Source organism: Streptomonospora mangrovi (assembly GCF_027604915.1).
Classification (GTDB): Bacteria; Actinomycetota; Actinomycetes; order Streptosporangiales; family Streptosporangiaceae; genus Streptomonospora; species Streptomonospora mangrovi.
The window spans coordinates 1-13,096 of sequence record NZ_JAJAQC010000095.1 but is presented as its reverse complement, the minus strand read 5'-3'; the positions used below and the strand labels follow the sequence as shown (position 1 = coordinate 13,096).

The 13,096-nt window shown below is 75.5% G+C and carries 9 protein-coding genes and 1 pseudogene; 8 read left to right on the top strand and 2 right to left on the bottom strand.

The genetic code is table 11. The features are described from left to right. The first annotated feature begins 147 nt into the window (after nucleotides 1-147). On the top strand, nucleotides 148-1,938 hold the full coding sequence (aspS, locus tag LG943_RS27075; protein WP_270075218.1) for an aspartate--tRNA ligase: 1,791 nt from the start codon (nucleotides 148-150) through the stop codon (nucleotides 1,936-1,938). 290 nt (nucleotides 1,939-2,228) lie between these two features. Here aspS and LG943_RS27070 read toward each other — a convergent pair whose 3' ends face one another. Continuing rightward, nucleotides 2,229-2,369: a hypothetical protein gene (locus LG943_RS27070; RefSeq protein WP_179769900.1), complete on the bottom strand. Its 141-nt coding sequence runs from the start codon at nucleotides 2,367-2,369 to the stop codon at nucleotides 2,229-2,231. Nucleotides 2,370-2,760: 391 nt separating this feature from the next. Between LG943_RS27070 and LG943_RS27065 the strand changes: the two genes are divergently transcribed. Both LG943_RS27065 and LG943_RS27060 read left to right on the top strand, forming a co-directional pair. Beyond that, nucleotides 2,761-4,755, top strand: coding sequence for a SpoIIE family protein phosphatase (locus tag LG943_RS27065; protein ID WP_270075217.1), 1,995 nt, complete (start codon nucleotides 2,761-2,763; stop codon nucleotides 4,753-4,755). 46 nt (nucleotides 4,756-4,801) lie between these two features. Next, nucleotides 4,802-6,148 carry a replication-associated recombination protein A gene (locus LG943_RS27060; protein WP_270075216.1) on the top strand — a complete coding sequence of 449 codons (1,347 nt, stop codon included), beginning with the start codon at nucleotides 4,802-4,804 and terminating at the stop codon, nucleotides 6,146-6,148. Between the two features lie 36 nt (nucleotides 6,149-6,184). Here the strand turns inward: LG943_RS27060 and LG943_RS27055 are convergent, their stop codons facing one another. Then, entirely contained in the window at nucleotides 6,185-7,729 is a 1,545-nt protein-coding gene (locus LG943_RS27055; protein ID WP_270075215.1) for a serine/threonine-protein kinase, read from the bottom strand. A 321-nt stretch (nucleotides 7,730-8,050) separates the two neighbouring features. Here LG943_RS27055 and LG943_RS27050 point away from each other — a divergent pair, with 321 nt between their 5' ends. The 5 genes and pseudogenes from LG943_RS27050 to LG943_RS27030 all read left to right on the top strand — a co-directional run. Further along, entirely contained in the window at nucleotides 8,051-8,446 is a 396-nt protein-coding gene (locus LG943_RS27050; RefSeq protein WP_270075214.1) for a DUF948 domain-containing protein, read from the top strand. Continuing rightward, nucleotides 8,443-8,739, top strand: coding sequence for a DUF6167 family protein (locus tag LG943_RS27045; protein WP_270075213.1), 297 nt, complete (start codon nucleotides 8,443-8,445; stop codon nucleotides 8,737-8,739). The genes LG943_RS27050 and LG943_RS27045 overlap by 4 nt, the downstream gene beginning before the upstream one ends. Then, complete coding sequence (gene alaS / locus LG943_RS27040; protein ID WP_270075212.1) at nucleotides 8,739-11,411, top strand: alanine--tRNA ligase; 2,673 nt, start codon at nucleotides 8,739-8,741, stop codon at nucleotides 11,409-11,411. The genes LG943_RS27045 and alaS overlap by 1 nt, the downstream gene beginning before the upstream one ends. An 85-nt stretch (nucleotides 11,412-11,496) precedes the next feature. Further along, entirely contained in the window at nucleotides 11,497-11,976 is a 480-nt protein-coding gene (gene ruvX, locus LG943_RS27035; RefSeq protein ID WP_270075211.1) for a Holliday junction resolvase RuvX, read from the top strand. Further along, a pseudogene (locus tag LG943_RS27030) lies at nucleotides 11,973-13,096 on the top strand (hypothetical protein); the annotation flags it as partial. The gene ruvX and the pseudogene LG943_RS27030, both read left to right, overlap by 4 nt.

The following is a 13,096-nucleotide window of genomic DNA, read 5'->3' as shown; positions in this document are numbered from 1 at the left end:
CGCGCCCGCGGCACCGCCTCCGCCGCGGCCCCCGCCCGCGGCCGCGGCCAGGGGCCGCCCGCGCGCCGGTGCCGCGCCGCGCCGGGAGCCGGACCCCGCGCACGTCAGGCAAGATGAGTAGGAACGAAGACCCGAAGGAGAACCCCGTTGATCCGCACGCATGACGCCGGTGCCCTGCGCGCCGAGCATGCCGACGCCACCGTCGTCCTCGCCGGCTGGGTGGCCCGCCGCCGCGACCACGGCGGAGTCGTCTTCCTCGACCTGCGCGAAGCCTCCGGCGTGGTCCAGGTCGTGGTCCGCGAGGACGACCTCGCCCACGACCTCCGCGCCGAGTACTGCGTCAAGGTCACCGGCACGGTGAGGGTGCGGCCCGAGGGCAACGAGAACCCCGACATCCCCACCGGCGCGATCGAGGTCGCGGCCGAGCGGATCGAGGTCCTGAGCGAGGCCGCGCCCCTGCCCTTCCCGCTGGACGGCTCCCAGGACATCGCCGAGGAGACCCGGCTGCGCTACCGCTACCTGGACATGCGCCGGCCCGAACTCGCCTCGGCGCTGCGGGTGCGCTCCCAGGCCACCTACACGGTCCACGACGTGCTGCGCGAGCACGGGTTCGTCAACGTCGAGACCCCTTACCTCACCCGGTCCACCCCCGAGGGCGCGCGCGACTTCCTGGTGCCGGTGCGCCTCCAGCCCGGCCACTGGTACGCCCTGCCGCAGTCGCCCCAGTTGTTCAAGCAACTGCTGATGGTGGGCGGCATGGAGCGCTACTACCAGATCGCGCGCTGCTTCCGCGACGAGGACTTCCGCGCCGACCGCCAGCCGGAGTTCACCCAGATCGACATCGAGATGAGCTTCGTCGACCAGGAGGACGTCATCGCCGTGGGCGAGGCGCTGGTGGCGCGGCTGTGGCGCGAGGTCCTGGGCTATGAGATCCCGCTGCCGCTGCCGCGCATGCCGTTCCTGGAGGCCATGGCCCGCTTCGGCTCCGACAAGCCCGACCTGCGGTTCGGCCAGGAGTTGGTGGAGCTGACGGAGTTCTTCGCCGACACCCCCTTCCGCGTCTTCCAGGCGCCCTACGTGGGGGCCGTGGTCATGCCCGGCGGGGCGTCCCAGACCCGCAAGGAGTTGGACGCCTGGCAGGACTGGGCCAAGGCGCGCGGCGCCCGCGGCCTGGCCTACGTGCTGGTCCAGCAGGACGGCACCCTGGGCGGGCCGGTCGCCAAGAACCTCTCCGAGGCGGAGCGCGCCGGCCTGGCCGAGGCGGCCGGCGCCGCCCCCGGCGACGCCGTGTTCTTCGCCGCCGGCACCCGGCGGGCCTCCCAGGAGCTGCTGGGCGCCGCCCGGCTGGAGATCGGCCAGCGCCTGGGGCTCATCGACTCCTCGAAGTGGTCGTTCCTGTGGGTCGTGGACGCCCCCATGTTCGAGGAGGACGGCGAGGGCGGCTGGACCCCGGTCCACCACCCCTTCACCGCGCCCAAGCCGGAGTGGGTCGACACCTTCGACCAGGACCCAGGCAACGCGCTCGCCTACGCCTACGACATGGTGTGCAACGGCAGCGAGATCGGCGGCGGCTCGATCCGTATCCACCGCGGCGAGGTGCAGCAGCGGGCGTTCGACGTGCTGGGCATCGGCAAGGCCGAGGCCGAGGCCAAGTTCGGGTTCCTGCTGGAGGCGTTCCAGTACGGCCCGCCCCCCCACGGCGGCATCGCGTTCGGCTGGGACCGGATCATCACCCTGCTGACCGGGGGGGAGTCCATCCGCGAGGTGATCGCGTTCCCCAAGACCGCCTCGGGCGGCGACCCGCTGACGGGCGCGCCCACCCCGATCACCCCGGCGCAGCGCGCCGAGGCCGGGGTCGACCACGACCCCGAGGCCGAGCAGGCGGAGAAGGCCGCCAAGGCGCGGTCGGCCGGGGAGACGCGGCAGGCCGACCGGTAGGGCCTGGCACGCGGGCCGGGGCGCGCACCCCGGCCCGCCGCCGGCCGCGGCGCGCGGACGCCGGGCCGGTCGGGCGGTGCGGGCGCCGGGCCCGGCCGGCGCGGGCGGACAGGACCGCGGGGACGCGGCGGGACACGGCACGGGGCCGCGGACGCCCGGGGACGCGGGAGCGGGCGGACGCGGGGCTTTCCAGACGCGGGGCCTTTCAGGGCGGACCGGCGGTGCGGGCGCGGCCGCGCGGTGCGGGGCCGGGCCTCGCGGCAGGGGCGCCGGTGTGTCGGGGGAGCGGACTACTTCTTGACGGCACCGCAGCGCTGGCAGCAGATGTCCTCGCTGTCGGGGTTGGAGTAGCTGCACAGGCGGCAGGTCCAGTTGCGCAGGATAAGCGCTTCGCGGATGGCGGTTTCGGCGCTGACCGTTGATTCACGCATGACTGAATTTTAATCCGGACTTTTCCCTCGGGCCATGGCCGGATCAGGCGGCCGCCTCTGGAAACGGGATTTTTCAGGGCTTTTCGCCGCGCTGTCCGAAGGTGGTCAGCGGTGGTCACGCCACCGTAACGATTTCCGGGAAAATGCGGCGCGACATGTCCGCGATTCGGTTGTATTTCCGGCACCCGTGTTGACTATTGGTTTCCTGTGCCGCAATTGGCGCACGGGAGCGGAGGGGGTAAAGGGGCGGTGGCGGCGGCCGCGCACGAGGAGCGCTTCACCTGCGCGGACTGGGGGGCCGGTCGCTAGACTGAGCCGAATCGGATGTCCGAGGGAGGAGCGCGCGGCCGCGTGAATGGGACATTCGTAAAGATACAGGGATGATCGACTTGTGAACGGTGCAACCGGCTCTACCGACGGCTTCGCGGAGCGGCCCGACATCGCGTTCGCCTCGGCTCCCGCCGCCATGGTCGTCGCCGATCGCGCGGGCGGCGTCACACTCACCAACCGCGCCTTCGCCGAGTTCACCGGGCAGGACCCCGGCGGCGTCCTCGGACGCCCCTGGCCCGAGGCGGTCGCCGGCGGCGACCCCGACGCCGCGTGGGCCCTGCACCGGGCGGCCCTCGACGACGCCCTGGCGCCGCACCGCGGCCTGGTGGTGACCTCCTACGGCGGGATCCCGCACCGCGTGGTGGCCGAGGCCCGCGCCCTGCCCGCCGGCGGCCCCGAGGGCACGCCCGCCGGCGTCGCGATCGTGTTCCGCGAACCCCTGCGCGAGGAGGAGACCCTCCGCGTCATCAGCGAACTGCGCACCGAGAACGCCGACACCGCCCTGTGGACCCTGGACCTGCGCACCGGCCGCCTCCAGGAGCTGTTCGGCCCCTCGCCCCTGGGCCGGCTGCTCGTGGGCAAGGCCCGCGGCCTCGAAGAGGTGCTCGCCCGGGTGCACCGCGACGACATCGCCCGGGTGCGCGACGCCATGGAGGCCAGCCAGCAGGGCCGCGACTACGAGCAGCGGTTCCGCATGTTCGACGACGTCGGCGACGAGCGCTCCCTGCACGCCCGCGCCCGCTACGTCGGCGGCGAGCGGCCCCGCCTCATCGGCATCATCGACGACGTCACCGAGCACGTCCAGCTCATCCGCCGCCTGGCCGACCGCAGACGCATCGAGGCCGCCCAGGGCCGCCAGGTCACCGACCTCGCCGCCAAGCTCGTCTCGGCCACCACCGTGGACGAGGTCACCGGCCTGCTCACCGACGAGTTCGCGCCCATCTTCGGCGGCGCCGGCGCCAGCGTCATGCTGGTCGAGGACGGCCGCCTGCGCGCCTCGCCCCCGGCCACCGCCGACCCCGTCGAACCCATGGGCATGGCCGACGGCCACGACGCCGCCGACATCTCCCACCCCATGGGCGCCGTCGTCCAGGACCGCCAGCCCCGGTTCTTCGAGAGCCGCGCCGAGATCCTGGAGCGCTTCCCCGGCGTGGCCGAGGTCCTGCACCGCACCAGCGCCCAGTCCTGGGCCACCATCCCCATCTTCGGCGACCGCCGCGTCGCCCTGGGCGTGTGGCAGGTCGCCTGGGGCGAACCCCACCACGCCACCCCCGACGAGCGCGCCCTCATGCTCACCCTCGCCGGCCTGGCCGGCCAGGCCCTCCAGCGGGTCCGCCGCCAGCAGGAGGAGCAGGCGCTGGCCGACGCCATCCAGCAGCGCATGCTGCCCCCGCAGATCGCGGAGTTCCCCGACCTGCGCATCGCCGTGCGCTACCTGCCCTCCCGCGCCGGCTGGCGGGTCTGCGGCGACTTCTACGACGTCATCCGGCTGCCCGGGCGCCGCGTCGGCCTGGTCGTCGGCGACGTCCAGGGCCACGGCGTCGAGGCGGCCGCCGCCATGGGCCAGATCCGGGTGGCCTTCCGCGCCTACGCCACCAACCAGGTCGACCCCGGCGTCGTGCTGGCCGAGACCAACCGGCTGCTCACCGAGACCGGCGAGATCGTCTTCGCCACCTGCGGCTACCTCGTGCTGGACCTGGACACCGGCGAGATGCAGGCGGCCTGGGCCGGGCAGCCGCCCGCCGTCATCGCCACCCCCTCGGGCTACGACCTGTGGGAGCCCGAGACCGGTCCGCCGGTGGGCGTGGACGCCGACAGCAAGTACCCCGTCACCACCCGCTGGCTGCGCGCCGGCGACACCCTGCTGATGTGCTCCGACGGCCTCGTGGAGAACTCCGAGGTCGTCATGGAGGACGGCCTGCGCCTGGTCGCCGAGGACCTGTGCGCCCACGCCGGCGACGTCGAGGCCGCGGCCACCTCCCTCATCGAACTCGCGCCGGCCGGCCGCAACGACGACATCGCGCTGCTCATCGCCCGCATGGCCGATTGCGGCTGACCCGGACGGCGTGCCGTGCCCCGGCGCGCTCGCTTAGGCTGGACGGGTGTCCGAAACACTGTTCGACGACGCCGGAGCCGAGGCCCAGCGCGCCCAGGAGCCGCTGGCCGTACGGATGCGCCCGCGCACCCTGGACGAGGTCGTCGGGCAGGCCCACCTCCTGGGCGAGGGCAGCCCGCTGCGCCGCCTGGTCGAGGACGACGCGCCCATGTCGCTGTTCCTGTGGGGGCCGCCCGGCACCGGCAAGACCACCCTGGCCACCGTCGTCAGCCGCGCCACCCGGCGCCGCTTCGTGGAGCTGTCGGCCGTCAGCGCCGGCGTCAAGGACGTCCGGGCCGTCATCGACGACGCCCGCCGCCAGATGGGCATGCGCGGCACCCGCACCCTGCTGTTCGTCGACGAGGTCCACCGCTTCAGCAAGACCCAGCAGGACGCCCTGCTGCCGGCCGTGGAGAACCGCTGGGTCAGCTTCATCGGCGCCACCACCGAGAACCCGTTCTTCTCGGTGGTCAGCCCGCTGCTGTCGCGCTCGCTGCTGCTCACCCTGGAGTCCCTGGGCGACGACGACGTCCGCGGCGTGCTGGAGCGCGCCCTGACCGACGAGCGCGGGCTGGCCGGCCGCCACACCCTGGCGGCCGAGGCCGCCGACCAACTGGTGCGCCTGGCCGGCGGCGACGCCCGCCGCTCCCTGACCTACCTGGAGGCCGCCGCCCTCGTGGCCGGCGGGCGCACCGAGATCACCCTCGCCGACGTCGAGCGCGCCGTGGACCGCCACGCCGTGCGCTACGACCGCACCGGCGACCAGCACTACGACGTCATCAGCGCCTTCATCAAGAGCATGCGCGGCAGCGACCCCGACGCCGCCCTGCACTACCTGGCGCGGATGATCGAGGCCGGCGAGGACCCCCGCTTCATCGCCCGGCGCATCGTCGTGCACGCCAGCGAGGACGTCGGCATGGCCGACCCCACCGCCCTCCAGACCGCCGTGGCCGCCGCCCAGGCCGTGGAGCTGATCGGGATGCCCGAAGCGCGCATCAACCTCGCCCAGGCGGTCATCCACATCGCGCTGGCGCCCAAGTCCAACGCCGTGGTCGCCGCCATCAACGCCGCCATGTCCGACGTCCGCAAGGGCCTGGCCGGACCGGTGCCGGCCCACCTGCGCGAAGCCCACTACAAGGGCGCCCGCGAACTCGGCCACGGCGCCGGCTACAAGTACGCCCACGACCACCCCGGCGGGGTCGCCGCCCAGCGCTACGCCCCCGACTCCGTGGCCGGCCGGGAGTACTACATCCCCACCACCCACGGCGCCGAGCGGCGCTACGGCGAGGTCCTCCAGCGCATCAAGGAGGTCCTGCGCGGCGCCGAGGACCCCGGCGGCGGCACCCGCCGCTGACCCCGGTCCCGCTCGGGCCGCCCCCGCCGGCCCCGCTCAGGCCGGCGGCGCGGGGTACAGCTCGGTGATCCGCACCGCCTCGGGCGGGCCCTCGCCCTCGGGCTCGGCCAGCTCCAGCTCGGCGATCACCGGCCGCCCCCACTCCAGGTAGGACACGAAGTCCTGCCCGGTCACCGGGTAGGTGCCCCGGCCGTCCTCGATGTGGCCGGGCCCCGGCACGCAGAACTGCGCGCACAGCACCTCGGTCTCGGGCGTGATCACCGTCTCGCCGGCCGCGTCCCCGCCCGCCGGCACCCACTGGGCGCTCCACTCCTCGGGCGCGACCGTGGCCGCCGGGGTCGCCGGCGCGTCCGGCGCCGGCTCCACCCGGGTGTAGACCCACGGCCCCTCGGCGCCGCCGGGCTGCTCGGCCGGGTCGAACCGCACCACCAGCTCGCCGGACTCCGGCCGGGCGCCCGAGGAGGGCGACGCCGAGGGCGCGGGCGCGGGTGCGGGCTCGGCCGGCCCGCTCAGCGCCGTGTAGGCCGCGTAGGCGCCGCCCGCGACCAGCGCCAGCCCCACCGCCGCGCCGACCGCCACCAGGCCCGCGCGCCCCGGTCTGCGGCGCCGGCCGTCGTCCAGGTGGATGACGCGGGGCAGCAGCCCGGGGTCGGGGATGCCGCGCCACTCCCGGCTGAGCACCTGCGTGACGGCCGTGCCCTGCACCGGTGGCCCGCCGTCCCCGCTGACGGCCTCCCAGGCGGCGATGGCCGCGCCCAGCAGTTCGCGGACCGAGGGGCGCCGGCCGGGGTCGCCGGCCAGCGCGCGCCGCACGATCGGCGCCAGCTCCTCGGGCACCCCGTCCAGGTCCAGCCGCGCCGCCTCCACCGGCGGCGCCGCGCCCCCGTCGCCACCACCGGCGGCGCCCGCCACCGGGGGCCGCCCCGTGGCGGCGAACACCACCAGCGCGCCCCAGGAGTAGACGTCGGCGGCGGTGGTCGGCGGCCCGCCCGCCAGCCGCTCGGGCGCCGTCCACTCGCCCGCCGTGCGCCGCAGCAGCTCGCCGTGGCCCGGCAGCGCGCAGTCCAGCACGCGCGGGCCGGTGGCGCACAGCACGACGTTGGCCGGCTTGAGGTCGCCGTAGGCGATGTCGCGGCGGTGCAGCGCCGACAGCCCCTCGGCCAGGGTCGCCGCCAGGGCCAGCAGCCGGCCCTCGCCCAGCGGCCCGTGCTCGGCGATGAACGTGTCCAGCCGCACACCCGAGACGAAGCCCATCGCCAGCCACGGCTGCGCCGCCTCGGCGTCGAACACGGCCGGCGGCACGTAGCAGCGCCCGTCGACGCCCGCCAGCGCCGCCAGCCGCTCCCGCAGCCGGGCGCGCGTGGCCTCGTCCTCCACCGACCAGGGGTGCAGCACCTTCACCGCCGTCAGCGGCTCCCCGGTGGTGCGGGGGTCCACCGCCGCGAACACGGTGCCCGTGGCCCCCGCCCCGATCCGCCCGATCACCAGGTAGGGGCCCACGAACGAGGGGTCGCCCGGTGCCAGGGGGGCGAGGCCGGGGGGGACCAGGACGGAGATCTCGCGCTCGGCGGAGGGACTCATGGAATTCCTGTCTGCACGGGAGGGGGCGCCGGCGGGGGCCGCCGGCGGACCGTGGCGGATCGCTCGCCCCCGATTCTGCGGCATCGGCGGGGCCGCGTCGACGCGCCGCCGGGCGGGGTCGCGCGGGGTGGCCGCACCGCCACGCAACGCGCGGGGCGGTGCGCGGGCCACACCCCCCGGGGACACGGTAGGGTCGGCGTATTCGGATCTCCGCGACCGGCGCATCGGCCGAGACGAGCGGGCCGCCGCCGGACATCTGAGGCGGACTCCCCGGTACCGCCGCTGGAGATCGCACCACCCCGATTCGCCTACGGAGCCCGCATGCTGACCGCAGGAGAGGTCGCCGCGCTCATCGCGGCGGTGGTCTGGACAGTACTGGTCGCGTTCATGTGCGTGGCCCTCGTGAAGCTCACCCGGCTGCTGTCTGAGACCACGAAGGTCGTCGCGGAGTTCGGCGAGCGCGCACGCCCGCTGCTGGACGACCTGGCCGGCACCGTCGAGCGCACCGGCGCCTCGCTGGACCGGGTCGAGGAGATCACCGCCAACCTCGCCACGACGACCGAGGACGTGTCGACCGTGACCGCGCTGACCCGCTCGGTGGTGACCGGCCCGCTGGTCAAGGTGGCCTCGTTCTCCTACGGGGTGCGCCGGGTCCTGGGCCAGCGCCGCGCCCTGGCGCTGGTGCGCGGGCGCCGCCGCAGAAGGGAGCGCCGGTGATCCCCCGCCTGTTCTATCTAGTCGCAGGTGCCGCCCTCGGCGGGTATGTTGTGCACAAGCTCAACCGCACCGCCCGCGCCTGGAGTCCGGCGGGAATCGCCGACCGCGTCGAGGACCACGTCGCCGACTACCGCGCCGCCCTCCGCGAGTTCAACGAAGACGTCCAGGACGCCATGGAGCGGCGCGAGGCCGAGCTGCGACGCCAGTACGGCGCGGGCCCCACCTCAATCGCGGGCCGAGCCAGCCAACCCCGTGGCGCGATCGGCGCCCCCGACCCGAAGGACGGCCGCTGATGGAGACGGCAGAAATCGCTCGCCGCTTCCTCGCATTCTTCGAGAACAACGGGCACACCGTGGTGCCCTCGGCCAGCCTGGTCGCCGAGGACCCCACCCTGCTGCTGGTCAACGCCGGCATGGTGCCGTTCAAGCCCTACTTCCTCGGCCAGCGCACCCCGCCCTTCGACCGCGCCACCAGCGCCCAGAAGTGCGTGCGCACCAAGGACATCGAAGAGGTCGGCAAGACCGCCCGGCACGCCTCCTTCTTCCAGATGCTGGGCAACTTCTCCTTCGGCGACTACTTCAAGGAGCAGGCGATCCCGCTGGCCTGGCGGCTGCTGACCTCCCCGGTCGCCGAGGGCGGGTTCGGCTTCGACCCCGAGCGGCTGTGGGCCACCGTCTACCTCGACGACGACGAGGCCGAGGCCATCTGGCGCGACACCGTCGGGCTGCCCGCCGAGCGCATCCAGCGCCGGGGCATGGAGGACAACTTCTGGTCCATGGGCGTGCCCGGCCCCTGCGGCCCCTGCTCGGAGATCTACTTCGACCGCGGCCCCGACTACGGCGCCGAGGGCGGCCCCGTCGCCGACGAGAACCGCTACCTCGAGGTGTGGAACCTCGTGTTCATGCAGTCCGTGCGCGGCCCCGGCGAGACCAAGACCGACTTCGAGATCCTGGGCGACCTCCCCAAGAAGAACATCGACACCGGCATGGGCCTGGAGCGCATGGCCGCGATCCTCCAGGGCGTCGAGAACATCTACGAGACCGACACCCTGGGCCGCATCCTCAACCGCGCCGCCGAACTCACCGGCACCTCCTACGGCGCCGACGACCGCGCCGACGTCAGCCTGCGCGTGGTCGCCGACCACATGCGCACCGCCACCATGCTCGTCTCCGACGGCGTGCGCCCCGGCAACGAGAAGCGCGGCTACGTGCTGCGCCGGATTCTGCGCCGCTCCATCCGCAACCTGCGGCTGCTCTCCGGCGACGACAAGCTCTACCTGCACGACCTCACCGACACCGCCATCGAGGCGATGGGCGACATGTACGGCGAGCTGCGCACCGGCGCCGACGCCATCCACAGCGTCATCGACGCCGAGGAGCGCAACTTCGCCGACACCCTGCGCTCGGGCACCGCGCTGTTCAACCGCGCCGCCGAGAAGACCCGCGCGGTCGGTGGCACCACGGTCTCGGGCGCCGACGCCTTCCAGCTCCACGACACCTACGGCTTCCCCATCGACCTCACCCTGGAGATGGCCGCCGAGCAGGGCCTGCGCGTGGACGAGGACACCTTCCGCTCGCTGATGGCCGAGCAGCGCGAGACCGCCAAGCGCGACGCCAAGGCCAAGAAGCTCGGCAACGCCGACATCAGCGTCTACGCCCGCCTGCTCGACGGCTCGGGCGCCACCGACTTCCTCGGCTACACCGACCACGAGAGCGAGGCCCGCGTGCTGGGGCTCATCGTGGACGGCGAGTCGGCCACCGCCGCCTCGGCCGGCCAGGACGTCGAGCTGGTGCTGGACCGCACCCCCTTCTACGCCGAGAGCGGCGGCCAGCTCGCCGACAAGGGCACCGTCACCGCCGAGGGCCGCGGCACCGTCGACGTGGACGACGTCCAGCGCCCGCTGCCGGGGCTGTTCGTGCACCGGGGGACCGTCCGCGAGGGCCACATCGCCGTGGACGACCGCGTGCGCGCCGCCATCGACACCGACCGCCGCGCCTCGGTGTCCCGGTCGCACTCGGCCACCCACCTCATCCACTCCGCGCTGCGCAACGCGCTGGGCCCCACCGCCGGCCAGGCCGGCTCGGAGAACCAGCCCGGCCGGCTGCGGTTCGACTTCACCGCCAGCAAGCCGCTGACCACCGCGGAGCTGACCGAGGTCGAGGACGAGGTCAACACCGTCCTGCTGGACGACATCCAGGTCCGCGACTTCCAGACCTCCATCGACGAGGCGCTGGCCATGGGCGCGCTGGCGATGTTCGGCGAGAAGTACGGCGACCGCGTCCGCGTCGTGGAGATGAGCGACTACTCCCGCGAGCTGTGCGGCGGCACCCACGTCGGCGCCACCGGCCAACTGGGCGTGGTCAAGCTGCTGGGGGAGTCCTCGGTGGGCTCGGGCGTGCGCCGCGTCGAGGCCGCCGTGGGCATCGACGCCTTCCGCCGGCTCTCCCGGGAGTCCCTGCTGGTGGGCCAGCTCTCCGAGCAGCTCAAGGCCCCGCGCGAGGAACTGCCCGAGCGCATCGACTCCATCGTCGCGCGGCTGCGCGCCGCCGAGAAGGAGATCGAGAAGATGCGCTCGGCCCAGGTGCTGGAGGCCGCCGCCGGACTGGCCGGCTCCGCCGCCACCCGGGGCGAGGCGCTGTTCGTGGGCCACCGCGCGCCCGACGGCACCACCGCCGACGACCTCCGCCGCCTGGCCACCGACGTCCGCGGCCGCCTGGGCGAGGACCGCCCGGCCGTGGTCGCCGTGGCCGCCGTGCCCAAGGACCGCCCGGTCGTGGTCATCGCGGTGAACAAGGCCGGCCAGCGCCACGGGCTCAAGGCCGGCGACCTCGTGGGCACCGCCGCCCGCGCCCTCGGCGGCGGAGGCGGCGGCAAGCCCGACCTCGCCCAGGGCGGCGGCAGCGACCCCGCGGCCGTCGACACCGCCCTGGCCGCGGTCGAGCAGCAGGTCGCCCGGACCACGTGACCCCACGCGGCGAGAAAGGACACCCCATGATCCGGCTCCTTCTCCGGGCCGCCGCTCCCTGCCCCCGCGCGGGGGAGCCCGTTTCTTGAGGCACGGAGTACGCATCGCGGTCGATCCCGGCGGCACCCGTATCGGGATCGCCCGCAGCGATCCCAGCGGCCTGCTGGCGACCCCCGTGGAGACCGTGCGCCGCGGCGCCGGCGACCTCGACCGCATCGCCCACCTGGTGGCCGAGCACGAGGCGTGCGAGGTCGTCGTCGGCTACCCCGCCTCCCTGTCCGGTGAGGCGGGGCCCGCCGCCCGCAGGTCCCGCTCCTTCGCCGCCGCCCTGGCGCGCAGGATCGCGCCGGTGCCGGTGCGGCTGGTCGACGAGCGGCTGACCACGGTCACCGCCGCCGACCAGTTGCGCCAGGGCGCCTCGCTGGGCGCCCGCGGCGCGCGCGGCGGCCGCGCCCGGCGCGCCGTCATCGACCAGGCCGCCGCGACCGTACTTCTCCAGAGCGCCCTCGACACCGAGCGGCACACCGGCCGCCCGCCCGGTGAGACCATCGGGGAGACCGCATGAGCGACCGCACCCCCTACGACGACTCCGACACCGGCCCCGGCCGACGGGGCCGCCGGCGCCGCCCGCCTGAGGGCGGCGCCGATCCGCTGACCGACCCCTGGCCGCGCTCCGGCCCGCCCTCGGGCGCGCGCCAGGTCGCCGACCCCCTCACCGACCCCTGGCCGCGCGCCTCGGCGCCCGCCCGCCCGGTGGTCGACCCGCTGACCGACCCCTGGCCCGCGCGCGCCGAACCCGCGCGCACCGCGCCGGGCACCGACCTGCCCACGCGGCCCAGCGCCTTCGACGCCGAGGCCGACCTCCCCACCCGGCCGCGCCGCTGGAGCCCCGAGGCGGGCGCCCCGGCCGGCCCGGTGGAGGCCGATGCCGACGCGCGCCCGCGCCGGCCCCGCCACCGCGCGCCCGAGGCGCCGGGCGAGGCCGCCGGCCCCGCCACCGCGCCCTCGGCCGCCCTGCCCGAGGACACCGCCACCGCGCCGCGCGGGCGCCGCCGCCGGGGCCGGGTGGACGAGGCCGAGGAGCACCTGGCCTGGACCCGGCCCGCGCCCGGCGAGGAAGAGGACTTCCACCCCGTGCCGCCGCGCACGCTGGACTTCGACTCCGTGCCGGTGCGCCGCAAGCGGCCCCGCGACACCGACGACGACGCCCGCTCCGGGCGCCGGCGCAGACGCGCCGAGACCGATTCGTTCCCCGCGGCCGACCCCGACGCCGACGACGGGCGGGGCCGCCGGCGCAGACGCGCCGAGACCGGCCCCTTCCCCGCGGCCGACCCCGAGGATGAAGCGGCCGCGCCCCGCCGGCGCCGGCGGGGCGAGGACGGCCCGCCCCCCGGTGAGGACCCCGCGCCGCGCGGCCGCCGCCGGCGCGGCGCCGACCCCGACCCCTCCGGCGCCGACCCCGGCGCGGCCCGCCCCGCCGAGGGCGCGGGCGGCGGCCACCGCCGCGACCGCCACGACACCGGCGCGCTGGAGCGCTACCCCGACTTCGCCGCCCAGGCCGGGTTCGCCTCGGCCGCCGCACCGGCCGCCGGCACCCGCGACGACGACGCCGCCGAACCCGACGAGGAGCCCGCGCCCCGGAGCCGTCGCCGCGCCCGCGGCGGCGAGGACCCCGCCGGCCGCGC

Bases quoted from the DNA above. Each gene is read 5' to 3' on its own strand.
- alaS (WP_270075212.1), top strand. From the start codon at position 8,739: ATGGAGACGGCAGAAATCGCTCGCCGCTTCCTCGCATTCTTCGAGAAC.
- LG943_RS27055 (WP_270075215.1), bottom strand. From the start codon at position 7,729: ATGAGTCCCTCCGCCGAGCGCGAGATCTCCGTCCTGGTCCCCCCCGGC.
- LG943_RS27070 (WP_179769900.1), bottom strand. From the start codon at position 2,369: ATGCGTGAATCAACGGTCAGCGCCGAAACCGCCATCCGCGAAGCGCTT.
- LG943_RS27050 (WP_270075214.1), top strand. From the start codon at position 8,051: ATGCTGACCGCAGGAGAGGTCGCCGCGCTCATCGCGGCGGTGGTCTGG.